Annotated in this window: 22 protein-coding genes; 11 read left to right on the forward strand and 11 right to left on the reverse strand. The window is 65.8% G+C overall.

From position 1 onward, the window contains the following. Positions 1-85: 85 nt before the first annotated feature. The 4 genes from coaBC to ACN0V4_RS17205 all read left to right on the forward strand — a co-directional run bounded on the left by coaBC (position 86) and on the right by ACN0V4_RS17205 (position 4,967). Positions 86-1,282 carry a bifunctional phosphopantothenoylcysteine decarboxylase/phosphopantothenate--cysteine ligase CoaBC gene (coaBC, locus tag ACN0V4_RS17190; protein ID WP_417678358.1) on the forward strand — a complete coding sequence of 399 codons (1,197 nt, stop codon included), beginning with the start codon at positions 86-88 and terminating at the stop codon, positions 1,280-1,282. A gap of 15 nt (positions 1,283-1,297) precedes the next feature. Further along, positions 1,298-1,753 carry a dUTP diphosphatase gene (dut, locus tag ACN0V4_RS17195; RefSeq protein WP_417678360.1) on the forward strand — a complete coding sequence of 152 codons (456 nt, stop codon included), beginning with the start codon at positions 1,298-1,300 and terminating at the stop codon, positions 1,751-1,753. After that, positions 1,753-2,808, forward strand: a complete 1,056-nt coding sequence (locus tag ACN0V4_RS17200) for a HesA/MoeB/ThiF family protein (RefSeq protein ID WP_417678362.1) — start codon at positions 1,753-1,755, stop codon at positions 2,806-2,808. Before dut ends, ACN0V4_RS17200 begins: the two co-directional genes overlap by 1 nt. Before the next feature lie 146 nt (positions 2,809-2,954). Continuing rightward, positions 2,955-4,967: a M3 family metallopeptidase gene (locus ACN0V4_RS17205; protein WP_417678364.1), complete on the forward strand. Its 2,013-nt coding sequence runs from the start codon at positions 2,955-2,957 to the stop codon at positions 4,965-4,967. A 156-nt stretch (positions 4,968-5,123) separates the two neighbouring features. On the opposite strand, the gene ACN0V4_RS17210 is transcribed toward ACN0V4_RS17205, so the two are convergent. The 7 genes from ACN0V4_RS17210 to ACN0V4_RS17240 form a co-directional block, all read right to left on the reverse strand. After that, the gene (locus ACN0V4_RS17210) at positions 5,124-6,062 is read right to left on the reverse strand and encodes a 2-hydroxyacid dehydrogenase (protein WP_417678366.1); all 939 of its coding nucleotides are present in this window, start codon (positions 6,060-6,062) and stop codon (positions 5,124-5,126) included. Between the two features lie 29 nt (positions 6,063-6,091). Beyond that, on the reverse strand, positions 6,092-7,231 hold the full coding sequence (gene rodA / locus ACN0V4_RS17215; RefSeq protein WP_417678368.1) for a rod shape-determining protein RodA: 1,140 nt from the start codon (positions 7,229-7,231) through the stop codon (positions 6,092-6,094). Next, positions 7,228-9,171, reverse strand: a complete 1,944-nt coding sequence (mrdA, locus tag ACN0V4_RS17220) for a penicillin-binding protein 2 (RefSeq protein ID WP_417678370.1) — start codon at positions 9,169-9,171, stop codon at positions 7,228-7,230. The genes rodA and mrdA overlap by 4 nt, the downstream gene beginning before the upstream one ends. Beyond that, positions 9,168-9,707: a rod shape-determining protein MreD gene (locus tag ACN0V4_RS17225; RefSeq protein WP_417678372.1), complete on the reverse strand. Its 540-nt coding sequence runs from the start codon at positions 9,705-9,707 to the stop codon at positions 9,168-9,170. The genes mrdA and ACN0V4_RS17225 overlap by 4 nt, the downstream gene beginning before the upstream one ends. Then, a complete protein-coding gene (mreC, locus tag ACN0V4_RS17230) occupies positions 9,700-10,632 on the reverse strand; it encodes a rod shape-determining protein MreC (protein WP_417678374.1) in 933 nt (310 codons plus the stop codon). The genes ACN0V4_RS17225 and mreC overlap by 8 nt, the downstream gene beginning before the upstream one ends. Before the next feature lie 58 nt (positions 10,633-10,690). Continuing rightward, complete coding sequence (locus tag ACN0V4_RS17235) at positions 10,691-11,737, reverse strand: rod shape-determining protein (protein ID WP_417678376.1); 1,047 nt, start codon at positions 11,735-11,737, stop codon at positions 10,691-10,693. Positions 11,738-11,960: 223 nt separating this feature from the next. Then, positions 11,961-12,548, reverse strand: a complete 588-nt coding sequence (locus ACN0V4_RS17240; protein WP_417678378.1) for a TetR/AcrR family transcriptional regulator — start codon at positions 12,546-12,548, stop codon at positions 11,961-11,963. A gap of 104 nt (positions 12,549-12,652) precedes the next feature. On the opposite strand from ACN0V4_RS17240, the gene ACN0V4_RS17245 reads away from it, so the two are divergent. Then, positions 12,653-12,976, forward strand: a complete 324-nt coding sequence (locus ACN0V4_RS17245; RefSeq protein ID WP_417678380.1) for a darcynin family protein — start codon at positions 12,653-12,655, stop codon at positions 12,974-12,976. A 44-nt stretch (positions 12,977-13,020) separates the two neighbouring features. On the opposite strand, the gene ACN0V4_RS17250 is transcribed toward ACN0V4_RS17245, so the two are convergent. Beyond that, positions 13,021-14,595 carry a 2-isopropylmalate synthase gene (locus ACN0V4_RS17250; protein WP_417678382.1) on the reverse strand — a complete coding sequence of 525 codons (1,575 nt, stop codon included), beginning with the start codon at positions 14,593-14,595 and terminating at the stop codon, positions 13,021-13,023. A gap of 147 nt (positions 14,596-14,742) precedes the next feature. Here ACN0V4_RS17250 and ACN0V4_RS17255 point away from each other — a divergent pair, with 147 nt between their 5' ends. From ACN0V4_RS17255 to ACN0V4_RS17265, 3 genes are all read left to right on the forward strand, one after another. Next, positions 14,743-15,270 (forward strand): ArsR/SmtB family transcription factor, encoded by a 528-nt coding sequence (locus ACN0V4_RS17255; protein ID WP_417678384.1) that lies wholly within the window; start codon positions 14,743-14,745, stop codon positions 15,268-15,270. Continuing rightward, positions 15,260-15,772, forward strand: coding sequence for an SRPBCC family protein (locus tag ACN0V4_RS17260; RefSeq protein WP_417678386.1), 513 nt, complete (start codon positions 15,260-15,262; stop codon positions 15,770-15,772). Before ACN0V4_RS17255 ends, ACN0V4_RS17260 begins: the two co-directional genes overlap by 11 nt. Positions 15,773-16,096: 324 nt before the next feature. Then, positions 16,097-17,371: an NAD(P)/FAD-dependent oxidoreductase gene (locus ACN0V4_RS17265; RefSeq protein WP_417678388.1), complete on the forward strand. Its 1,275-nt coding sequence runs from the start codon at positions 16,097-16,099 to the stop codon at positions 17,369-17,371. Positions 17,372-17,442: 71 nt separating this feature from the next. Here the strand turns inward: ACN0V4_RS17265 and ACN0V4_RS17270 are convergent, their stop codons facing one another. Next, on the reverse strand, positions 17,443-18,831 hold the full coding sequence (locus tag ACN0V4_RS17270; RefSeq protein WP_417678681.1) for an MORN repeat-containing protein: 1,389 nt from the start codon (positions 18,829-18,831) through the stop codon (positions 17,443-17,445). Between the two features lie 197 nt (positions 18,832-19,028). Here ACN0V4_RS17270 and ACN0V4_RS17275 point away from each other — a divergent pair, with 197 nt between their 5' ends. From ACN0V4_RS17275 to ACN0V4_RS17285, 3 genes are all read left to right on the forward strand, one after another. After that, positions 19,029-20,699 (forward strand): NAD+ synthase, encoded by a 1,671-nt coding sequence (locus tag ACN0V4_RS17275; protein WP_417678390.1) that lies wholly within the window; start codon positions 19,029-19,031, stop codon positions 20,697-20,699. Between the two features lie 12 nt (positions 20,700-20,711). Next, on the forward strand, positions 20,712-21,629 hold the full coding sequence (locus ACN0V4_RS17280) for a DMT family transporter (RefSeq protein ID WP_417678392.1): 918 nt from the start codon (positions 20,712-20,714) through the stop codon (positions 21,627-21,629). Between the two features lie 74 nt (positions 21,630-21,703). Continuing rightward, positions 21,704-23,035: an NAD(P)/FAD-dependent oxidoreductase gene (locus tag ACN0V4_RS17285; RefSeq protein ID WP_417678394.1), complete on the forward strand. Its 1,332-nt coding sequence runs from the start codon at positions 21,704-21,706 to the stop codon at positions 23,033-23,035. Positions 23,036-23,085: 50 nt separating this feature from the next. On the opposite strand, the gene ACN0V4_RS17290 is transcribed toward ACN0V4_RS17285, so the two are convergent. Together ACN0V4_RS17290 and ACN0V4_RS17295 are read right to left on the reverse strand one after the other, a co-directional pair. Further along, the gene (locus tag ACN0V4_RS17290; RefSeq protein ID WP_417678396.1) at positions 23,086-24,018 is read right to left on the reverse strand and encodes an MBL fold metallo-hydrolase; all 933 of its coding nucleotides are present in this window, start codon (positions 24,016-24,018) and stop codon (positions 23,086-23,088) included. 78 nt (positions 24,019-24,096) lie between these two features. Further along, positions 24,097-24,552 carry a DUF2267 domain-containing protein gene (locus ACN0V4_RS17295; RefSeq protein ID WP_417678398.1) on the reverse strand — a complete coding sequence of 152 codons (456 nt, stop codon included), beginning with the start codon at positions 24,550-24,552 and terminating at the stop codon, positions 24,097-24,099. Positions 24,553-24,632 lie beyond the last annotated feature (80 nt).

A 24,632-nucleotide genomic window follows, 5' to 3' on the forward strand; every position in this document is an offset into this window, starting at 1 on the left:
TCTCCGCTGGCACTCGGCCTGCGGCTTGCCTAGGGTCCGGGCAAGGGCCGGGACTCGTCTCGGCGATGAGGAGGGTTGAGGGAAGATGCTGACCGGAAAGCGCATTTTGCTGATCGTCGGAGGCGGAATCGCCGCCTTCAAATCGCTGGATCTGATCCGCCGCCTGCGCGAACGCAGGGCCGAGGTGGTGCCGGTGCTGACCTCGGCCGGGGCGGAATTCGTGACGCCGCTGTCCCTGGCGGCCCTGGCCGGGCACAAGGTCTATCAGGAGCTCTTCGACCTGACCGAAGAGGCCGAGATGGGGCATATCCAGCTCTCGCGCAGCGCCGATCTGATCGTGGTGGCGCCGGCCACCGCCGATCTGATGGCCAAGATGGCCAACGGGTTGGCGAATGATCTGGCCTCGACCCTGCTGTTGGCCACCGACACGCCGGTGCTGCTGGCGCCGGCGATGAACGTGCGGATGTGGGATCACCCCGCGACCCGGCGCAATGCGGCGCAGCTCAAGGCGGATGGCATCGGTTTCGTCGGACCCAATGATGGCTCCATGGCCTGTGGCGAATTCGGACCCGGGCGGATGGCCGAGCCGATGGAGATCGTCGCCGCCATCGAGGCGCGCTTTCGCGAGGGGCCGCTCACGGGCAAGCGTATCCTGGTGACCTCCGGCCCCACCCATGAACCGATCGACCCGGTACGCTATATCGCCAACCGCTCCTCGGGCGCGCAGGGCACCGCGATTGCCGCGGCGCTGGTTGGTCTTGGCGCCCATGTGGTCTTTGTCACCGGCCCGGCTGATGTGTCCCCGCCCGATGGGGTGGAGCTGATCCGGGTCGAAACCGCGCAGCAGATGCTGGCGGCGGTGCAGGCGGCCTTGCCCGCCGATGCCGGCATCTTCGTCGCCGCCGTCGCCGACTGGCGGGTGGCGAGCGCCTCGGACAAGAAGCTGAAGAAAAGCCGCGACGGCCTGCCGGTGCTCGAATTCGCCGAGAACCCGGATATCCTCAAGACCGTGTCGCGTCTGACCGAAGGCCGCCCCGGGTTGGTGGTGGGCTTCGCGGCCGAGACCGACAACGTGCTGGAACACGCCACCGCCAAGCGGGCGCGCAAGGGCTGTGACTGGATCGTCGCCAATGACGTGAGCCATGCGACCGGCATCATGGGCGGCAGTGAGAATGCCGTTACCCTGATCACCGATGAAGGGGCCGAGGGCTGGCCGCGCATGGGCAAGGACGAGGTGGCCCTGCGCCTGGCCCATCGCATTGCCGAGGCGCTGGCCGAGTGAGAGAAAGGACAGAACATGGTTGCCATCCGACTGATCTATGATGAGGGCGCCGACCGGGAGGTGCCGCTGCCGGCCTATGAGACCGAAGGCTCTGCCGGGGCCGATCTGCGCGCCAATTTTCCCGACAGGGGAGAGGTGGTGCTGGCGCCGGCCGCCCGGGCGCTGATCCCCACCGGCCTCAGGATCGAGATCCCCAATGGCTATGAGGTGCAGGTGCGGCCGCGCTCTGGCCTGGCGCTGATGCATGGGATCACCCTGCCGAACGCGCCGGGCACCATCGACAGCGATTATCGCGGTCCCTTGGGTGTCATCATCATGAATGCGGGGAGCGAGGCTTTCACCATTTCCCATGGTGACCGCATCGCCCAGATGGTGGTGGCCCCGGTGGTGCAGGCCCGGTTCGAATTGGCCGAGGCGCTGAGCGAGACCGATCGCGGCGCCGGTGGCTTCGGGTCGACCGGACGGCGCTGATGCTGCTGGTTCTGGCGCTGGGCGCGGCGATCTGGGCACTTGGCTGGGCGCTGCGCCTGCCGCAGCGGCTGCGCTGGGCTGGGATCGCGGTGCTTTACGGTGCCGTGCTGGGGTTGCATCTGACCCTGCCGGGCGGCCACCCCCTGCGGCAGGCCACCGGCGAGAGCGCCGCGCTCTGGCTGATCCTGGGTGGTGTGGCATTGGTCGGGCTGCTCTATGCCGGGGCGGTGGCGGCGCTGAAGCGGCGGGCGAAGAAGATGGCTCCGCCGCCGGCGCCGGCCAAACCCGCCGGTAGCTTTTCCGATGCCGAACTGACCCGTTACGCCCGCCATATCGTGCTGCGCGAATTGGGCGGGCCAGGGCAGAAGCGGCTGAAGAACGCCCGCGTTCTGGTGATCGGCGCCGGCGGCCTGGGCTCGCCTGCGCTGATGTATCTGGCCGCCGCCGGAGTGGGGACCATCGGGGTGATCGACGGTGATACCGTCGATGCCTCGAACCTGCAGCGCCAGATCATCCATGCCGAGGCGCGGGTGGGCATGCCCAAGGTCTTCTCGGCCCAGGCCGCGCTCGAGGCGCTGAACCCGCACGTGACCATTCGCCCCTACAATCGCCGGCTGGACCAGGACTCGGCGGGCAAGATTTTCGCCGACTACGATCTGATCCTCGACGGCACCGACAATTTCGAGACCCGCTATCTTGCCAACCGGACCGCCGTGGCGCTGCGTCGGCCGCTGATCTCTGGCGCCTTGGCGCAATGGGAAGGACAGGTGAGCGTCTTCGATCCCGCCCATGGCGCGCCCTGTTATCAATGCATCTTTCCGGAGGCCCCGGCCGAGGGGCTGGCGCCCTCCTGTGCCGAGGCCGGCGTGGTCGCGGCCCTGCCCGGGGTGATCGGCGCCATGATGGCGATGGAGGCGATCAAGGTCATCGCCGACAGCGGCGAGCCGCTCCGGGGGGCAATGCTGATCTATGACGGGCTCTATGCCGAAACCCGCAAGATCCGGCTGAAACCGCGCCCCGATTGCCCGATCTGCGGCGGCCTGCATCAAGCCTGAGCGAAGAGTTTGCCCCGCCTGCGGCGGCGCAAGCCTCCGGCGGGGATATTTGAAGCTAGAAAAAGCCGCAAGGTAGCGCGGCGCGGTCGGGGCCTCTGGACCAAGGCGGGCGGCGCCCCTAGCTTGTGCGGCAAAGGAGATACCCGATGACCAACCCGATCCTCTCTGACTGGAAGACCCCGTTCGAGATTGCCCCCTTCGACCAGATCGGCGACGAGGATTTCGCCCCCGCGCTGGATGTGGCGCTGGCCGAGCATGACGTCGAGATGAAGGCGATCGCCGAAAACCCCGAGGCGCCGAGCTTCGCCAATACCATCGAGGCGCTGGAAGGCGCCGGGCGCGATCTCGACAAGGTTCTGTCGGTTTTCTTCACCGTGGCGGGTGCGGACAGCAATCCCAAGCGGCAGGAGTTGCAGCGCGATTTCTCCCCCCGCCTCGCCAAGCACTGGGCCGAGATTTCGGCCAACAAGGCGCTGTTCGCCCGGGTGGCCGATCTCTGGGCCCGCAAGGACGATCTGGGGCTGACGCCGGAGCAGGAGCGGGTGCTGATGCTGACCCATCGCGGCTTCGTTCGCTCCGGCGCGGCGCTGGAGGGGGAGGCCGAGGCGCGGATGAAGGAGATCAAGGCGCGGCTGGCGGTGCTGGGCACCGAATTCACCCAGAATCTGCTGGCCGATGAGAGCGAGTGGTTCATTGAACTCTCCGAGGCCGATCTTGACGGCCTGCCCGATTTCGTTCTCGCCGCCGCCCGCGCGGCGGGGGAGGAGAAGGGAGCGCAAGGCCCGGTGATCACCCTGTCGCGGTCGCTGATCGTGCCCTTCCTGCAATTCTCCTCCCGCCGCGATCTGCGCGAGAAGGCCTATCTGGCCTGGGCGGCGCGCGGCGCCAATGGCGGCAAGACCGACAACCGCGCCATCGCCGCCGAAATCCTCAAGCTGCGCGAGGAACGCGCGCATCTGTTGGGGTATGAGAATTTCGCCGCCTTCAAGCTGGAAACCGAGATGGCCAAGACGCCCGCCCGGGTGAAGGAGCTGTTGATGGATGTCTGGGGCCCGGCCAAGGCGCGGGCGGAGGCGGATGGCGAAATCCTGACCCGGATGATGCATGCCGAGGGCGGCAATGGCGATCTGGAACCCTGGGACTGGCGCTACTATGCCGAGAAGCGGCGCCGCGCCGAATACGACCTCGATGAGGCGGAACTGAAACCCTATCTGCAGCTCGAAAAGATGCGCGAGGCGGCCTTTGCCTGCGCCAACCGCCTGTTCGGGCTGGAGTTCGAGCCGCTCGACGTGGCGCTCTATCATCCCGATTGCCTGGCCTGGAATGTGACGCGGAATGGCCAACATCTGGCGGTCTTCATCGGGGATTATTTCGCGCGCGGCTCGAAGCGCTCGGGCGCCTGGTGTTCGGCGATGCGCAGCCAGGCGAAATATCCCGAGGTGCAGACCCCGGTGGTGATCAACGTCTGCAACTTCGCCAAGTCGACGCCGGCGCTGCTGTCCTATGACGACGCCCGCACGCTGTTTCACGAATTCGGCCATGCGCTGCACCAGATGCTGTCGAATGTGACCTATGAGAGCATCTCCGGCACCTCGGTGGCGCGCGATTTCGTCGAATTGCCGAGCCAGCTGTTCGAACATTGGCTGGAAGTGCCCGAGGTCTTGAGCGAATTCGCCACCCATGTGGAGACCGGCGCGCCGATGCCCGAGGCGATGCGCGACAAGGTGTTGAAGGCCGCGACCTTCGACATGGGGTTCCAGACGGTGGAATACGTGGCCTCGGCCCTGGTCGATCTGGAATTCCACGACGGCCCGGCGCCCACCGATCCGATGGCGAAACAGGCCGAGGTTCTGGCCGAGCTTGGGATGCCGCACGCCATCGGCATGCGCCACGCGACGCCGCAATTCGCCCATGTCTTCTCGGGCGACGGCTATAGCTCGGGTTACTACAGCTACATGTGGTCCGAGGTGATGGACGCCGATGCCTTCGCCTCTTTCGAGGAGGCGGGCGGCGCCTTCGATCCCGAGCGCGCCAAGTCGCTGGAAGACAATATCCTGTCGAAGGGCGGCTCGGAGGATCCGGAAGATCTCTACAAGGCTTTCCGCGGCCGTCTGCCGGGGGTCGAGGCGCTGCTCAAGGGGCGTGGCCTGGCGGCCTGATTGCGCCTGCGGCGCAAGCCTCCGGCGGCCGTATTTGGACCGAGAAGAAGCCGCGGCCCCGCGTAGGGGCTGCCTCGCGCTGGCAGGGAGGGGCGCGGCGCCTTTCGGCTTCTTCTCGTCTCAAATACGGAAAAACCGACAGGGACGCCGGGCGCCTCAATAGCCGAGAGAGCGGTCGACCAGATGCAGGAGCGGCTCTCCTGCCTCGCCACGCCGGACGTTTTCCGCGACCACCTCCGAGGCGGTGGCGACACGGGTTTCCGAGGCGATATGCGGGGTGACGGTGACCTTGGGGTGGGCCCAATAGGGATCGTCGGCGGGCAGTGGTTCGATCCGGAAGGCGTCGAGCGTGGCATGGGCGATCTGGCCGCTGTCGAGCGCCGCCAGCAGCGCCGCGTCGGTAATCAGCGCGCCACGGCCGGGGTTCAGGACCACGGCGCCGCGGGGGAGCTCTCCGATGGTTTTGGCATTCAAGATGTCGCGGGTCGCCGGGGTGTCGGGCAGCAGCAGCACCAGGATGTCGGCGGTGGCCAGCGCCTCGGTCAGACCGGCGTCGCCCGAGAGGCAGGTGAGTCCGTCGACCGCCTTGGCGCTGCGGCTCCAGCCGGTGACCGGAAAGCCGAGCGCGGCGAGCGCTTGGCCGCAGGCGGAGCCGAGCGTGCCGAGGCCGAGGATCGTTACCCGCCGGTCCTGCGCCAGGGGCGGCGCGACCGGATCCCAGATGCCGGTCTGGCCGAGGATATGGGCATCCATCCCGAGGTGATGGCGCAGCACATGGCCGGTCACCCATTCCGTCATGCCCTGGGTCAGCCCGTGATCGACCATGCGGGCCAGCGGCACCGTGAGCGTGGGGTTCTCGATCACCGTCTCGATCCCGGCCCAGAGGCTCAGCACCGCCTTCAGACGGGGGAATTGGGTGAAATCGTGATCGGTGGCGCCGCCCGGGGCATAGACGATGTAATCGACCTCGGCCGCGGGCAGATCCTCGCCCAGCCGAAAGTCGTTGAGCCCCTTGGTCTCCAGCGCGCGGGTCAGGGGCGCCTGATAGTCGGCCCAGCGTTTCGGGGTGGAGAGGAAGAGGATATTCGTCGTCATGGTCCTGTGGTCTTTCCCTGGGTCAAGGTTCAGCGGGGCCGATGGACATGGGCGCTTTGCACGATGCCGAAGGCGGCCATCAAGACCAGCATGGCCGAGCCGCCATAGCTGACCATCGGCAGCGGCACCCCCACCACCGGCGCCAGCCCCATCACCATCGACATGTTGACGGCGAAGAACAGGAAGAAGGTGATCGCGATCCCCATGGTGGCGAGCGAGGAGAACCTGTCACGTTCCGACAGCGCCGAGGCGATGCAGAAGACGATGATCAGCGCATAGAGCGTCAGCAGCGACACCCCGCCGATGAAGCCGAATTCCTCGGCCAATGTGGTAAAGATGAAGTCGGTGTGCTTTTCGGGCAGGAAGTTCAGCCGCGATTGCGTACCCTGCATGAAGCCGCGCCCGGCCCAGCCGCCCGATCCCAGCGCGATCTTCGACTGGGTGATATGATAGCCCGCCCCCAGCGGGTCGCTGCCGGGGTCGAGGAAGGTATCAATCCGGCGGAACTGGTAATCTTTCAAAAGCTGCCAGGGCGTGCCGCGGGATTCGAAGACCGCGGTGACCAGCCCGACGCTGACCGCCAGGACAAAGGCGAAATAGCCCCAGTGGACGCCGGCCAGGAACATCACCCCGGCCCCGGCGATCAGCAGCAGCAGCGCGGTGCCGAGGTCGGGCTGTTTCAGCACCAGCGCCGTCGGCAGCAGGATCAGCACCACCGGCACCAGCACCCAGAACAGGCGCGAGGTTTTCTGTGCCGGCAGCCAGTCGTAATAGGCCGCCAGCATCATCACCAGGGTGATCTTGGTCAGCTCCGAGGGTTGCAGCCGCATGAACCCGAGGTCGATCCAGCGTTGCGCCCCCATGCCGATCGAGCCGAAGAACTCCACCGCGAACAGGAGCAGCAACGACAGCCCATAGGCCATCGCCGCCATGTTGCGCCAGAACCAGATCGGCACCATGGCGATCACGAACATCACGGAGAGCCCCATGGCAAAGCGCTTGATCTGCGGCTCTGCCCAGGGTGAGAAGGAACCTCCCGCGACCGAATAGAGCATCAGCACGCCGACGCCCGCGACCGAGATCAGCAGCAGTGTCAGCGGCCAGTTCAGATAGAGGATCTTGCGAAAGCCGGTCGGGGCGGATTTGACGGCATATTCCAGATAGCTCATGCGCGGCCGCTTTCTTCTGCGTCGCGACGCTGGCGTTCCAGGCGCAGACGCTCCTGCAGATCCTTGACGCGATCGCGGTCCTTGGCGGGGTAGGCGGTCAGCGGCGGGGTGCCGCCATAGAGCGCCTGAAGCATGATGTCGCGCGCCACCGGGGCCGCGACCGAAGAGCCGCCACCGCCATGTTCGATCACCACGGCGACCGCGTATTTCGGTTTGTCATAGGGGGCGAAGCAGATGAAAAGCGCGTGGTCGCGCCGCTCCCAGGGCAGATTCTCGTTGCGCACGACGCCGGCGGCGCGCTCGGCGGTGGTGATGTTGCGGACCTGGCTGGTGCCGGTCTTGCCGGCCATGCGGAAGGTCTCCTCGATGATCCGGCTGCCATAGGCGGTGCCACGGCGATCGTTCAACACCGCGAACATCCCCTTGCGCAGGGTGCGCAGGTTGCCCTGATTGAGCGCCATCATCTCGCCAGCGCCCGAGGGCTGTTCAACCCCGTCGATCGACTTGATCAGCCGCGGCGTAACCTCACGCCCCGTCGCAATCCGGGCGGTCATCACCGCCAGTTGCATCGGCGAGGCGAGGGTATAGCCCTGACCGATCGACGAGTTGGCGGTGTCACCGATCAGCCAATCCTGGCCATGGACGCGTTGTTTCCACTCGCGGTTGGGCGCCAGGCCGCGGGCGACGGCGGACATCGGCAGATCGTGGCGCACACCGATGCCGAAGCGTTGGGCCATGGCGGAAATCTTGTCGATCCCCACCTTCAGGGCGAGATCATAGTAATAGACGTCGCAGCTCTGCTTCAGCGAGGTTTCCAGATCCACATGACCATGCCCGCCGCGCCGCCAGCAGTGGAAGCGGCGGCCGGCGACCTCGAGATATCCGGGGCAATAGACGGTGTCAGAGGGGCCGATGATTCCCTCTTCCAGCGCCGCCATGGCGGTGATCATCTTGAAGGTGGAGCCGGGAGGATAGACCCCCTGCACCGATTTCGAGGCGAGTGGACGATAGGGGTCGTTGGTCAGCTTGCTGTATTCCGCGACCGAAATGCCGCGCACGAACATGTTGGGGTCGAAGCTGGGGGCGGAGGCGATGGCGCGCAGATCGCCGGTCTCGCAGTCGATCACCACGGCGCTGGCGCTTTCATGGTCCAGCCGGGCGTGAACATAGGCCTGCAGCTCGGCGTCGATGGTCAACTGCAGGTCGGCACCAGGCTGGCCCTCGCGGCGGTCAAGCTCGCGCATGACGCGGCCGGTGGCGTTGACCTCGACCCGCTTGGCGCCGGCCTTGCCACGCAGCATGTCCTCGCATTTCGCCTCGAGCCCGACCTTGCCGATCTGGAAGCGCGGAATGCGCAGCACCGGTTCGGGATCTTCCATCTTGCTGAGATCGTAATCGCTGACCGGGCCGACATAGCCGATCACATGCGCCAGGTCGGGGCCGCGCGGATAAAGCCGGGTCAGGCCAACCTCGGGGGTGATGCCGGGCAGGGCAGGGGCGTTGACCGCGACTTTCGAGATATCGTCCCAGCCCATCTGGTCGGCCAGCGTCACCGGCAGGAAGGGCGGGCTGCGGCGCATCTCGGTCAGAGCCCGGTCCAGCTCCTCCTGATTGAGCGGGATCAACTCGGACAGGTTCTTCAGCACCTGATCGACATCGCCGGCATCCTCGCGCACGATGACGACGCGATAGCTGGGCGAATTCTGCGCCAGCACATTGCCGTTGCGGTCGAAAATCTTGCCTCGGGTCGGCGGGATCAGGCGGATGTTGATACGGTTCTCTTCGGCCAGCAGGCGGAACTGATCGGCCTGATCGACCTGCAGATAGCGCATCCGCATCGCCAGCCCGCCGGCAAAGGCCAGTTGCAGACCGCCCACCAGCAGGGTGCGCCGGTTGGTGGAGCGTTGCAGCAGCGTCAATTCGCGGGGATTGCGTCTCATCCGCGGCCTCCCATTGCTTCGGCATCGCTTGGGGTGAGCTTGCGCACGCCCATCAAGGATTGGGTCACCACGACGACCAGCGGATAGGCCAGCATGGTCATCAGCATCTGGATCAGGCTGAGGCTGAGCTGGGCCTGCTCCACCGCCAGGATCGCCAGGATCACCCGGTTCAGCACGGTGATCACCAGCAATGTCAGGCAGACCGCCAGCCATTCGGCGACAAAGCTTGCCCCGCGCAGCGCCGCCGCCCGGTTCTTGAGGGATTCGCTGCCCAGCACCACCAGAAGCGTCATCAACCCGGGGGGCCGCTGGAACAGCAGGTCGGCCATCAGCATCACTCCGGCGATGATCAGCATCGGGGCATAGTCAGGGCGGCGCAGGCACCAGGCGAAGGCGAAGGCGACCAACAGGTCCGGCGGCGCCCAGCGGCGCGGCTGGGTGTCGAGCGGCAGCAGGTGAAAGAAGATGATCAATACCCCCAGCCCCAGGAAGGCGGCCCGCATCAGCCACAGCCGGGAGGTGGAGAAATTAGCCATCTTTGCCCTTCCCCGGTGGCGTGCCGCCGCCTGTCGCCGCGGGCTCGGTCGGCTTGGCCGCCTCACCCGAGGGCAGGACGACATCGCCCGGGTCGGTCACCGTCTCGGTGCCGTGGTGGCGCAGCACGCGCAGGAATTCCAGCCGTTCGTAATCCGCCGCCAGCCGCACCCGCAGCCGTCCGCTGGGGTCGGCGGCAACCTGGCCGATCAGAAGGCCGGCGGGAAACACCCCGCCGTCGCCCGAGGTCAGCACCCGGTCGCCGGGGCGAACCAGATCGGGGTTTTCCAGAAAGTCGATCAGGGGCGCGGCGGTGTTGTTGCCGGTGATCAGCGCGGTCTGTCGCGACGGCTGGATGATCGCCGGGATCGAGCTTGAGGCATCGGTGAGCAGAATCACCCGCGACGTATTCTCGCCGGTTCCCGAAATCCGCCCGACCAGACCGATGCCGTCCATCGCCGCCCAGCCGTCGCGGATGCCGTCGCGGGCGCCGACGTTGAGCAGCACCGATTGCCGGAAGGGCGAACCCGAGTCGGCCAGCACCACGCCGGTGATATAGGTCAGCCTGGGATCGAGCCGGACATTGTTCAGATCGAGCAGCCGGGCGTTTTCCTGTTCAAGCTGCAGCGCCGCCTCTTTCCAGGCCTTCATCTGCCGCAGCTCGCGGCGCAGTTCCTGATTCTGTTCTGACAGCCGCCGATAGCTCTTGAAGTCGCGCAGCAGGTTGATGGTGCTGGTGACCGGGGCCAGCGCCCAGTCCATCGGCGGCACCACCCGGTCGACCACCTGGGCACGGAAGCGTTCGACGCGCGGGCTGTCGATGCGCCAGACCAGGAAGATGCCGATCAGGCAAAGCACCACGATCCCAAGCACCAGCCGGCGCAAGGGGGCGGTGTAATCGTCGCGCTGCGAACGGTCCCTGGCCAATGGCTTCCTTCCGTCACCCCGGGCGCGGGCGCCCGGTTGGCGTCAAACCTCGCGCCGATCAGCTATCGTAGTCGATGGCGTGGCGCAGTTGCTTTTCGTATTCCAGCGCCTTGCCGGTGCCGAGGGCAACGCAGTTCAGGCTTTCGTCGGCGATCGAAACCGCCAGCCCGGTCTGTTCGCGCAGCGCCAGATCCAGGTCGCCCAGAAGCGCGCCACCGCCGGTCAGCATCACGCCGCGGTCGACGATATCGGCGGCCAGATCGGGAGGGGTGGTTTCCAGCGCGGTCATCACCGCCTCGCAGATCTGCTGCACCGGCTCGGCCAGCGCCTCGGCGATCTGCGCCTGGGTGACCTCGATTTCCTTCGGCACACCGTTGAGCAGGTCACGGCCCCGGATCTGCATCGAGGTGCCGCGGCCGTCGTCGGGCATGCGGGCGGTGCCGATGGTGGTCTTGATCCGCTCGGCGGTGCTTTCGCCGATCAGCAGGTTCATGTTGCGCCGCAGATAGGAGATGATCGCCTCGTCCATACGGTCACCGCCGACGCGCACCGAACGCGCATAGACGATGTCGCCCAGCGACAGAACCGCAACTTCGGTGGTGCCGCCGCCGATGTCGACGACCATCGAGCCGGTGGGATCGGTGATCGGCATGCCGGCACCGATGGCGGCGGCGATCGGTTCGGCGATCAGCCCGGCGCGACGCGCACCGGCGGACAGAACCGACTGGCGAATCGCGCGTTTCTCGACCGGCGTGGCGCCATGGGGCACACAGACGATGATCTTCGGCTTCGAGAAGGTCGAGCGCTTGTGCACCTTGCGGATGAAATGCTTGATCATCTCCTCGGCGGTGTCGAAATCCGCGATGACGCCATCGCGCATCGGCCGGATCGCCTGGATCGAGCCGGGGGTGCGGCCCAGCATCAGCTTGGCATCCTCACCCACGGCGAGGACTTTTTTGACGCCGTCCTTGATATGATAGGCGACGACGGAAGGCTCGGACAAAATGATACCCCGGCCTTTCACGTAGACCAGCGTATTCGCCGTGCCGAGGTCGATCGCCATATCCGAAGAAAAGAGACCGCCCAGATTTCCAAACACCGCCATTCGTGTGTGATCCTGCTGAAATGCTACAGATTTGCCTCACGACTCTCTCGGCCGCTTGACTTTTGCCTTATATGCGTCAGCGCCACCGGGCGAAAGGGTGGAATCCGGTGGGCGCGCCTTTTCGCCGGGTGATCGCGAGACTGTGTGTTTCGCAGGCTGGCGGCGGCGGCATTCGGGCTGTGCAGATATCACGGAGGATGTGCGAGGGGTGGGCCATTCCCTGTCAGCCCTGCCCGAGATAGCCCAGCACGGCGCGGCGGCAGCGGGCGGCAAGGGCGGGGCCGCCGGTCTCGCCGGCGCGGGCGGCGGCGTCGATCATTCCCTTGCAGATCGCGGCGACATCCCTTGCCTCCTCGCGACCAGCGCCGGGCCGCAACCGGCGCACCACATCCAGGGTGAGATCGGCGATCTCCGCCGAGAGGCGGTCGGTTTCGGGCTCAAGCTCCAGCCCATGGTCAAGGGGTTCCAGCGCCAGCGCCAGGGCGGGTCGCGCGAATTGATGCGCCAGCGCCGCCTGGATCAGCCCGTCGACGGCGGCTTCCGGCGGTAGCTCCCCCGTGCCGGAGAGGCTGGCCCGCATCTGGTTGAGCAGGGCGCGCCGCTGGTCGCGGATCAGGGCGGTCAGGATCGCCTCCTTGTTGGGAAAATACTGATAGAGCGATCCGATGCTGACGCCGGCGCGGCGGGCGATCTCGTTGGTGGTCAAAGCCGCCATCCCGCCCGATTCGAGAATGCGAGCGGCCGCCTCGAGGATCGCGGCCTGAGTGGCGCGGGACCGGGCCTGTCTGGCGGTTTTCCTGGGCTGATGCATGGGGGCGCGGCGATTTGGGAAGGCGAGTTGAGAAGGTGAGTATTCGCTCACATTCTTGTCCCGAAGGCAACGGAAGGGAAATACTCATGACGGACCCGATGAAGATGACCGTATTTCTGATGCTCTGGGCCAGCCCCGACTGGCTGCGCCTGTCGCGGGAGGCGCGCAACCGGATCGCGACGGAGGCGATGGCGGCGGCCTTTGCCGCAGGAGAGATCGAAGTGCGCCACTTCGATGCCGAGGCGTTCAACGCAAGGATCAGCGATGTGGCGATGATCACCGCCGGGCGGGCGGAGGACATCTATTTCGCGATCGAACGGCTGCGCGACACGCCGCTGATCACCGAGGGCTATTTCAAGGTGGTGGAGATCGTGCCGGCTTTCGAGGACGGTTTCCGTCGCTTCGAGGTGGCGCAGGCCGCAGCCTGAGAAAATGCCGGCGCGAAGGCTCCCCTCGCGCCGGCGGCACCGGATCAGTGCATGTCTTTATAAGAGATTTCGCGGGCATCCGCGCCGGGGCCGGCCTTTTGACGACGCACCGCCAGACGGTTCAGCGCGTTGACATAGGCGCGGGCCGAGGCGACCACCGTATCGGTATCCGCCGACTGGCCGGTGACGATCATGCCGTCCTCTTCCAGCCGCACGGTGACGGTGGCCTGGGCATCGGTGCCTTCGGTCACGGCGCTGACCTGATAGAGCTGCAGATGCGCCTTGTTCGGGTAGAGCGCACGCACGGCCTTGAAGCTGGCGTCGACCGGGCCGTCGCCGTGTTCGGTGGCGATGATTTCCTTGCCGTCAATTTCCATCTCAAGCGTGGCTTCCGCCGGGCCGCCGGTGCCGCAGAGCACCTTGAGCGAGACGATTTGCAGCTTGTCCTCGCCCGCATCCGCGGTGGCACCGGCGAGGGCAACGATATCGTCGTCGTAAACCTCTTTCTTGCGGTCGGCGAGTTCCTTGAAGCGGATGAAGATGTCGCGAAGCTGGTTGTCGCCGACCTCATGGCCAAGCTGCTTCAGCTTGTCGCGCAGCGCGGCGCGGCCCGAGTGTTTGCCAAGCGGCAGGCTGGACCCGGTGAGACCCACGTCCTCGGGGCGCATGATCTCGAAGGTTTCCTTGTTCTTCAGCATGCCATCCTGGTGGATGCCGGATTCATGCGCGAAGGCGTTCTTGCCGACGATGGCCTTGTTGAACTGCACCGGGAAGCCCGACACCGTGGCGACACGGCGCGAGATATGCATGATCTTGGTGCTGTCGACCCCGGTGGTCCAGGGCATGATGTCATGGCGCACCTTCAGCGCCATCACCACTTCTTCCAGCGCGGTGTTGCCGGCGCGTTCGCCCAACCCGTTGACGGTGCATTCGATTTGCCGGGCGCCGCCAGCGACGGCAGCCAGCGCGTTGGCGGTCGCCATGCCAAGGTCGTTGTGGCAATGGGTGGCGAAGATCACCTGATCGGCGCCGGGCACCGTCTCGATCAGCCGCCGGATCAGCGAGGCGCTTTCCTCCGGCGCGGTGTAGCCGACGGTATCGGGGACGTTGATGGTGGTGGCGCCGGCCTTGATGGCGATCTCCACCACCCGGCAGAGGTAATCCCATTCGGTCCGCGTCGCATCCATCGGCGACCATTGCACGTTGTCGCAGAGGTTGCGGGCGTGGGTCACCGTTTCATGGATCTTCTGCGCCATTTCGTCCATCGACAGGTTCGGAATGGCCCGGTGCAGCGGCGAGGTGCCGATGAAGGTATGAATGCGCGGCTGCTTGGCGTGCCGAACCGCCTCCCAGCAACGGTCGATATCGGCGAAATTGGCGCGGGCGAGACCGCAGATCACCGAATTTCTGGAATTCTTGGCAATTTCGGAGACGGCGTGAAAATCGCCTTCCGAGGCGATCGGGAAGCCGGCCTCGATGATGTCGACGCCCATGTCGTCGAGCAGGCCGGCAATCTCCAGCTTCTCGTTATGGGTCATGGTGGCGCCGGGGCTCTGTTCGCCGTCGCGCAGAGTCGTGTCGAAAATCAAGACGCGGTCTTGGTCGATTGCAGTGGTCATGTCGGTAACTTTCGTATCTGTCCTAAAGCCTCATGGCGCGCAAGCATCCCCCTCTGAGCGGGCGCGCCGAAGGGCACGCTCAGAGGCGGGTTAGGATCAGTAGGCCACGCAGCGACGCGCCGCAAAAAGCGGTCAGGGTCGGGATATGTGCGTGGCTGGTCATGGGGCGGACCATATACGCGGATCAGCGGAAAAGAAAAGACCAAAACATTGCTGCGCTGCGGCAATATTGCTGCGTCGCCGCGGGGTGGTCGGCCTGGGCGGGGCAGGGGGAGAAGAGATAAAAACTTAGCTGTTGAGCTAAGTTTTGATCTCAATATACTGGTTCACATGGGACCTGATCATATTGCACTCGACTCTGTCTTTCATGCGCTCGCCGATCCGACGCGCAGGGCGGTGGTGCAGCGGCTTGCGCAGGGATCGGCGACCGTCAGCGAACTCGCGGGGCCCTTCGACATGGCCCTGCCATCGTTCATGAAACATATCGGGGTGCTCGAGGCCTCGGGGCTGATCGGCTCCAGCAAGACCGGCAGGGTCCGGACTTGCACGCTCAAGCGTCAGACATTGCTGGCAACGGAGCACTGGTTCGAGGATCAGCGCAAGCTCTGGCAAAACCGCTATGAGGCGCTCGACAATCTGCTGGTGACTTTGAATGGAGGAGAAGATGAAAGCTGATCTGCAATTCGATTTCCTGGTCGACAGGGACAAGAGCACCCTCACGATCGTCCGGGAGTTCGCCGCCAAACGGCAGCTTGTCTGGGAGTGCCACACGAAGAGCGAATTGCTCGATCGCTGGTTCGCTCCGACGCCGCTGATGACCAAAACCAAGTCCATGGAGTTTCGTGACGGTGGCCATTGGCATTACGCCATGGTCGATCCGGAGGGGCAGGAATATTGGGGGCGGCTGGATTATCTGACCATCCGCCCGCTCGATGGCTATGCCGCGCTCGACGGGTTCAGCGACGAGACCGGCGCGCTCAACCCCGATCTGCCGCGATCGCGCTGGGACGTCGAGTTCACCGACGCGGGCCCCCATTGTGCCCATTGCCTTGTCCGGACCGTGGTCTCCTATGCGTCGGCGCAGGATCTCGAAACCGTGATCGGAATGGGGATGAAGGAAGGGCTGACAGCTACATTGGATCGTCTGGACGAGCTGCTGCTGACCTTGAATGGCTAGAATGCCCTGCCCCCCAGGGTGGCAAAGCTGTTGCCGCCCCGGGGGAACCCTCCCGCCGATGACCTGGGGCAATTTGATACAGGTCAGGCTGGTCGCATGGCTGATGTGTTATAGTTTCAATGTATAGTTGCGAGGAGGCGCGGCGGACGGAACGATAGGCCGTGTGGCTGGGCGGGTGCGATCCTGTTTGATATGTTTTGTTTTTCGAATATGTTCCGAAACAGGGAGGCCCGCCGGGTGGTCTGGCGCGGATGACCTTCGCAGTGCGGGGAGCCCGGCCGGGATGACAGCGGTCGCGGTCGGTAAGTTGGAGGATAAGATAGAATGACTCATGTGGTTGTCCTTGGGGCCGGTCTGGGCGGGACCATCCAGGCCTATGAGCTGCGCCAGTCGCTGGCCAAGACCGACAAGGTCACGGTGATCTCGAACAAGCCCTATTTCCAGTTCACGCCATCGAACCCCTGGGCGGGGATCGGCTGGCGCAAGAAGGAAGAGATCACCATCGACCTCGCTCCGGTGATGTCCAGGCGCGATATCGACTTCATCTGCGACGGCGCGGTGAAGCTCGATCCCGACGCACAGGTCATCCATCTGCAAAGCGGCCGCGAGGTCAGCTATGATTATCTGGTGATCGCCACCGGCCCCGATCTGGCCTTCGACGAGATCGAGGGCTTCGGGCCCGAGGCGCTGACCAATTCGATCTGCCAGGTCGAGCACGCCGAGATCTCGGGCAAGAACTGGGAGGCCTTCTGCGCCAACCCGGGTCCGATCGTGGTGGGGGCGGTGCAGGGGGCATCCTGCTTCGGGCCGGCCTATGAATTCGCCATGACGCTCGACACCGACCTGCGCCGACGCAAGATCCGCGACAAGGTGCCGATCACCTTTGTGACCTCGGAACCCTATGTCGGCCACATGGGGCTGAACGGTGTCGGCGACACCAAGGGCATGATGGAAAGCATCATGCGGGATCGCGATATCAAGTGGATCACCAATGCCAAGGTCGACAAGTTCGCCGATGGCAAGGTCTATGTCACCCAGGTGGACGACGACGGCACCGAGAAGAAGAAATACGAACTTCCCTTCTCCTATTCGATGATGCTGCCGGCCTTCCGCGGCATCCCGGCGCTGATGGGGCTCGAAGGGCTGGTGAACCCGCGCGGCTTCGTCTTGACCGACGAATTCCAGCGCAACCGGAAATACCCCAATATCTTCGGGATCGGCGTCTGCATCGCCATCGCCCCGCCCGAACCCACCCCGGTGCCCACCGGCGTGCCGAAGACCGGCTTCATGATCGAAAGCATGGTGACGGCGACGGCGAAGAACATCCCGCTGGTGATCGCGGGCAAGGAGCCGACCTATCAGCCGACCTGGAACGCGCTCTGCCTGGCCGATTTCGGCGATCGCGGCGCCGCCTTCCTGGCGATGCCGCAGGTGCCGCCGCGCAATGTCAACTGGGCGGCCGAGGGGCGCTGGGTCCATTGGGCCAAGCTGGTCTTTGAGTGGTATTTCATGCGCAAGATCCGCACCGGCGTCAGCGAGCCGTTCTATGAGCGGTTCGTGATGAAGCTGGCCAAGATCCACAAGCTCAAGGGGGAATGACCCCGGCCGTTGTCGGCCCCCCGTGTTTGCGCATGGGGGCCGGATGGGGACGACCCGGCCCTTGACCGGCCTCAGTTGCCGGTCTGCAGGGCGCCGTTTTCCCAGGTGCCACTGGCTTCCTGGCCGGTGGCATAGCGCATGGTGCCCTCGCCCTGCCGTTTGCCGTTCTTGAAGGTGCCCTCGTAGATATCGCCATTGGCATAGGTCGCGACACCCTTGCCGTTGATCTCTCCGCCCGACCATTGGCCCTTGTAGCGGAAGCCGTCGGCCATGGTGATCTCGCCCTCGCCATCGCGCTGTCCCTGGACGAACTGGCCCTCATAGACCGAGCCGTCGGCATAGGTGGCCTTGCCCTGGCCGTCGCGCTGGCCCTCTTTCCACTCGCCCTCGTACCGGTAGCCGTCGGCATAGGTCATCACCCCATAGCCGTCGTTCTTGGCGTTCTTGAACTGGCCCTTGTAGACGATGCCGTTGGGATAGGTGGCGGTGCCCTCGCCGTCGATCACCCCGGCCTTCCACTCGCCCTCATAGGTCGATCCGTCGGGATAGGTGATCTTGCCGGTGCCATCGGCCAGATCGGCGCGGAACTGGCCCTCATAGACCGATCCGTCGGGATAGGTGACATGGCCCTGGCCCTCGATCTGCCCGGCGACCCAGGCGCCGGTATAGGCATAGCCGTCCTTGCCGCTAAAGCTGCCCTGGCCATGGCGGCGGTCGTCGGCGAAGTCGCCCTCGTAGGTGTCGCCATTGGCATAGGTGACTTTGCCCTTGCCCTCGCGCCGGCCGGCGACCAGGTCGCCGACATAGACATCGCCATTGGCCTGGGTCAGCGTGCCCTGACCGTTGATCTGCCCGTCGGCCCAGGTGCCGACATAAGTGAGCCCGTCTGGCAGCGTCAGCTTGCCCTCGCCCGAACGCTGGCCGGCCTCGATGGCACCGTCATAGACCGCGCCGTCGGGATAGGTGATCACCCCGTGGCCCTGTTTCTCTCCGTTCACCCAATCGCCGCGGTATTCATAGCCGCCGGGGCTGGTCATCACCCCATAGCCGTTGTGCTGGGCGTTGACGAAGCCGCCCTCATATCGCACGCCATTGGCATAGGTCGCTGCGCCCTGGCCATTGATCACCCCGTCGACCCATTCGCCCTCATAGGTGCCGCCGTCGGCGAAGGTGATCTTGCCCAGCCCGTTCGGCTTGCCCTTGGCGAATTCGCCCTCATAGACCGACCCGTTGGGAAAGCGCGCCTTGCCCTTGCCCTTGATCTCTCCGTCGACCCATTCGCCGGTGTATTCATAGCCGTTTGGCAGCCGGTAGGTGCCGGTGCCATGCTGCAGCCCGCCGCGGAAGGTGCCTTCGTAGACGCCGCCGATATCGTCCTCGGTGGTCAGCACCTGTCCGTCCTGCGCCCGTGCCGCCGCCCCGCTCAGGAGCAGCCCGGTCGCCGCCGTCGCCAATGCCATGCCAAGATGTTTCATCGGAAGTCCTGCCTGCCTCAACGTTCTGCCGCGATATTGCAAAGTCACGCAGAAACTAGGCGAGGGGCAGGGGACAGGCAATGTCTTTTCCCCCGGGCCGGCCGCTCTCGGCCTTTCCCTCGGGGCGGGATCTGTTAAATGCCTTGGGAAGACTTGGAACGCACAAGGGGCACGAGGTCAGGATGGAAGAGGGGAAGTCGAGCCGGTTCCGCGTGACGCTGGCGCAGCTCAACCCGGTGATGGGCGATCTGAAGGGCAACGCGGCGCAGGCGCGTGCGGCCTGGGAAGAGGGCCGCGCCGCCGGGGCCGATCTGGTGGCGCTGCCCGAGATGTTCATCACCGGCTACAACACCCAGGATCTGGTGATGAAGCCGGCCTTCCAGATCGACGCGATGGAGACGGTCAAGGCGCTGGCGACCGAGCTTGCCGAGGGCCCCGCGCTGGCCATCGGCGGCCCCTGGGTCGAGGGCGATCAGCTCTTTAACGCCTATTTCATCCTCAAGGGCGGCAAGATCGCCAGCCGGATGCTGAAACACAACCTGCCGAACGAGCTGGTCTTCGACGAGGTGCGGATTTTCGATTCCGGCCCGCTGGGCGGCCCCTATTCGGTGGGCAATACCCGTATCGGCAGCCCGATCTGCGAGGATGCCTGGCACGAGGAAGTGGCCGAGACCCTGGCTGAAACCGGGGCGGAGTTCCTGCTGGTTCCCAATGGATCGCCCTATTACCGCAACAAGCACGACGTGCGGCTGACCCATATGGTCGCCCGCGTGGTCGAGACCGGCCTGCCGCTGATCTATCTGAACATGGTGGGCGGGCAGGACGATCAGGTCTTCGATGGCGCCAGCTTCGGGTTGAACCCGGGGGGCGAACTGGCCTTCCAGATGCCGCAGTTCGACGAGGTCATCACCCATGTCGATCTTGAACGCGGCGCCGACGGCTGGCGTATCCTTCCGGGTGAGGAGCATGTCCATGCCTCGGACTGGGAGCAGGACTATCGCGTGATGGTGCAATCCCTGCGCGACTATCTGCGCAAGTCGGGCTTCTCCAAGGTGCTGCTGGGGCTGTCGGGGGGCATCGATTCGGCGCTGGTCGCCGCCATCGCCGTCGATGCCATCGGGGCGAAGAACGTGCGCTGCGTCATGCTGCCCTCGGAATACACCAGCCGGGAGTCGCTGGAGGATGCCGAGGCCGTCGCCAAGGCGCTGGGGTGTCATTACGACTATGTCCCGATCGCCGAGGGGCGCGCCGCCATCAGCAATACTTTGGCGCCGCTTTTCGAGGGGTTGAAGCCCGACCTGACCGAGGAAAACATCCAGTCCCGTCTGCGCGGCCTGCTGCTGATGGCGATGTCGAACAAGTTCGGCGAGATGTTGCTGACCACCGGCAACAAGTCCGAGGTCGCGGTGGGCTATGCCACCATCTATGGCGACATGGCGGGCGGCTATAACCCGATCAAGGATCTCTACAAGACCCGGGTGTTCGAGACCTGCCGCTGGCGCAATGCCAACCACCGGCCCTGGATGAGCGGCCCGGACGGCGAGGTGATTGCGCCGCGCGTCATCGACAAGCCGCCAAGCGCCGAGCTGCGCGCCGATCAGAAGGACAGCGACAGCCTGCCGGATTACCCGGAGCTGGATGCGATCCTCGACATCCTGGTCGACAAGGACGGCTCGATCGCCGATTGCGTCGCCGCGGGCTTCGACCGGGCCACTGCCAAGCGGGTCGAGCATCTGGTCTATATCAGCGAATACAAGCGCTTCCAGTCGGCGCCGGGGGCGCGGCTGACCAAGCGGGCATTCTGGCTCGATCGACGCTATCCCATCGTCAACCGCTGGCGCGACCCGAGCTGAGGCGCCGTCGTGGTGGCCCCGAACGCTTTCCCCCGTCCCGCGCCGCACGCCTTGCGGCTCTGGTCGGTGGTGGCGGGGGCGGGGCTGGCCTGGGGGTTGACCGGGCCGCTGACCAAGCTGGCGATCTCGACCGGGCACAATGCCGTCGGCATATCCTTCTGGTGCACGCTGGTCGCCGCGCTGATACTGAGCGGCACCCTGATATTGCGGCGGCAGCGGCTGCCCTTGGGCGGGCGGTATCTGCGGCTTTATCTGAGCGCCGGGCTGCTGGGAACGGCATTGCCCAACGCACTATCCTTCACCGCCTACGGGCATTTGCCGATCGGCATCATGATGATGCTCCTGTCGTTGGTGCCGATGGTGACGCTGCTGGTCGCCTGGCCGCTGGGGTTGGAGCAGCCGACGCCGCGCCGGCTTGCGGGGATCGCGCTGGGGGCGCTCGGCGTGGCGATGATCGTGCTGCCGGGCACCAGCCTGCCCGATCCGGCGCAGGCGATCTGGCTTCTCGCGCCGCTGGCGGTGGCGTTGTCCTATTCCGGTGAAAACGTGGTGATCGCCAGGGCCGACATGCGCGATCTCGGCCCGATCGCCACCCTTTGCGGCATGAGCTGGGGCGCCTTGGCGCTGATCACCCCGGTGATGCTGGCGACCGGCACCGGTTTCGATCTGACCGCTTTCGGCCCGTCGGAGCTGGCGGTGCTGGGGCTGGGGATGCTCAATCTGGTGGCCTATGCCGGCTATATCTGGCTGATCGGTCACGCCGGGCCGGTCTTCGCGTCGCAGATCGGCTATGTGGTGACCGGCACCGGTGTGCTGATGGGCATGATCTTCTTTGGCGAGCGGTACGCGATCTGGGTCTGGGGGGCGCTTTGCATGATCGCTCTGGGTCTGACGTTGGTGCGGCCCCGGCCGGAAAATCCGCCGCTCTGAGCCGGTGGAAAAACAATGCTGCGGATGCGAAAAAAACGGATGCGCCCGCCGATGGCAGGACTATAGTCGCCGCCATGCCCGGACCTATGCTTGACCCTTTCGACGCTGATTCCGATCTGCCCGCCCGCGTGGACGTGGTGGTGATCGGCGGCGGTATCATCGGCGCCTCGACCGCGCTGGAACTGGCCGAACGCGGCCAATCCGTCCTGCTCTGCGAAAAGGGCGTGATCGGCGGCGAACAATCCAGCCGGAACTGGGGCTGGGTGCGGCTGGCGATGCGCGACCCGCGCGAAATCCCGCTGATGATCGAGGCGCAGAAGATCTGGGAAGGGCTCGATGCCCGCACCGGGCGCCGGACCGGCTATCGCCGCGCCGGCATCCTCTATGCCGCCACCGACGCGAAATCCTATGACCGGCGCGAACGCTGGTCGCGGCATCTGGCGGCACATGGGGTGCCGGGGGGCATGGTGTCGGGCGCGGCGCTCGACGCGCTGCTGCCGGGGCGCAAGGTGGCGCTGAAGGGCGGGCTTCATACCCCGCTCGACGGCATGGCCGAACCGCAATGGGCGGCGCCCGCCATCGCCGCGGCGGCGCGCGACCGCGGTGCCACGGTGCTGACCGGCTGTGCGGTGCGCTCGCTCGATCTGGTGGCCGGGCGGGTGGCCGGGGTGGTCACCGAAAGGGGCCGGGTCGCCTGCGATGCGGTGGTCCTGGCCGGCGGCGCTTGGTCACGTCTGTTTGCCGGCAACGCCGGGATTGCGCTGCCGCAGCTCAAGATCCTGAACACGGTGATGCGCACCACCCCGGTCGAGGGCGGCCCCGATGTCACCCTCTGGGCCAATAGCTTCGCGCTGAGAAAGCGGGCCGATGGCGGCTATACCGTCGCCTCCGGCGTGGCGAGCACCTATGATCTGGTGCCCGACAGCTTCCGGTTGGCGCGCGCCTTCTTCCCGGCGCTGATCCACGAATGGTCGAGCATGGACTTGCGGCTGACCCGCCGCTGGCTGGAAGAGGCGCGGCAGGCGCGGCGCTGGGGCCCCGAGGATGTGACGCCCTTCGAGCTGGACCGCATCCTCGATCCGGCGCCCTCGGCGCGGGTGCTGCGGTCCTGCTGGGCCGAGGCGCAGCAGGCCTTTCCGGTGCTGGGCACGGCGCAGGTGGCGCAGGGCTGGGGCGGCATGATCGACGTGACCCCGGATGCCATCCCGGTGATCTCGGGCGTCGATCGGCTGCCGGGGATGTTCATCGCCACCGGCTTTTCCGGCCATGGCTTCGGCATCGGGCCGGGGGCGGGGCGGTTGATGGCCGATCTGGTGCTGGGGGCGACGCCGGTGGTGGATCCGGTGGAATTCCGCCTGTCCCGATTCACCGATGGCAGCCGGGTGCATATCGACCCCGGGTATTGAGGGACGGCCGCGACCCTCGGTTCTGTCATCGGGCCGGGTGAAGCCGCATCTCACATCATCTGATAGCTGACCGGGACGAAACGAAACCCGTCTCCGCGCGTCTCGACGAAGCCGGCGGCGGGGAAGGGCATGTGATAGCCGATCATCGGCAGCTTCTCGGTTGCCAGCATGTCCAGCACCCGGCGGCGCGAGGCGGTGGCGGACGATTTGTCCATGTCGAAGCTGACCTCCCAATCGGGGCGGGCGAAACACCAGACATAGTGGTTCGCCAGATCGGCAGTCAGTACCAGCCGCTGGCCGTGGTTCTCCAGCATATAGGACATATGTCCCGGCGTATGGCCGAAGGTTGCTATCGCGGTGATGCCCGGCGCCACCTCGGCCCCGTCCTCGATGAAGCTCATCTTCTCGGCCAGCGGTGTGACATTCTTCGCCACCAGCGCGCCGGCGCCCTTGCTGGCATCGGCTTTCGACCAGAAGTCATATTCCACCCGGCCGGTGACATAGCGCGCATTGGCGAAAGTGGGGGCGCCGTCGGTCATCAGCCCGCCGATATGATCGGGATGCATATGGGTGATCACCACAAGGTCGATCTGGTCGGGGGTGGTGCCGGCCTGCGCCAGCGCCTGGGCGATACCGCCCTGGCCGAGGCCGGTGTCGAACAGCACCCGCTGGCCGTTCACCTCGACCAAAGTGGGGGTGAAATAGAATTGCGCCATGTCGGTGGGAATGAAGTTCTCGGCGGAAACGCGGGCGAATTCCTCTTCCGAGGCGCCGCCGCCGAAGATCGCCCTCGGGTTCTCGCGCGGGGTGGAGCCGTCGAGCAGGGGGATCACCCCCATCTCGCCCAGCTTGAAGCGGCGCGCGCGGGGCAGCGGGGGGGCGGATTGCGCGCGGGCGGTCCCTGGCAGCGACAGGGCCGCGGCGGTCAGGGGCAGGGCGGCGGCGCCGGCCAGGGCGGCACGGCGGGTCAGGCTGGTCGTCATGGTCTTCACTCCTCTGGATCACCGCATTCTATGTAGGGTCGCCGCGCGGCGGGACGAGGGGGGAGGAGTGCGCAAAAATCAGACGATGCGCGGACCAAGCTCGGACGGGTCGGCGTCGGTATGCCAAAACTCCACCGCGCCCGCCGGGCAGGCGGCGACGGCGCGGTCGAAGACGGCGGGCAGCACCGCGCGGCGCAGGGTCCAGGCGGTGGCCTCGATCGCATTGTCGGGCGTCAGGTTGTGATGGGGGCGCAGCGCCTTGGCCTCGACGGTCATCTCCTCGCGGCTGCCGAAGGGCAGTTGCGGCAGCGCGACATCCCAATCCTCGACAAAGATCGCGCGCGGCACGCAGGGCAGCATCGAGGCGAAGATCAGCCCCTGCTGCACGGTGACGCGGCGGCGGAACACGTAAAGCACCCCCTGCAGGGCGGTATAGGCCGAATTGTCGGAAATCAGCCCCATCCGGTCCTTGGCATCGTCCAGCATGGCGCGCCATTCACGGCTGGCCTGGCGGTAAGTGTGCGGCATCGGCATGGCGGAATCCTCCTTGCCGCAAGCCTAGATCGCCGGCCCGAACTGGACAACCGGCCCCCTCTGTGACAAACGGCAGGCAA

The sequence above is a fragment of the Pseudodonghicola sp. genome (assembly GCF_048268305.1).
In the GTDB taxonomy this organism is placed as follows: Bacteria; Pseudomonadota; Alphaproteobacteria; order Rhodobacterales; family Rhodobacteraceae; genus Pseudodonghicola.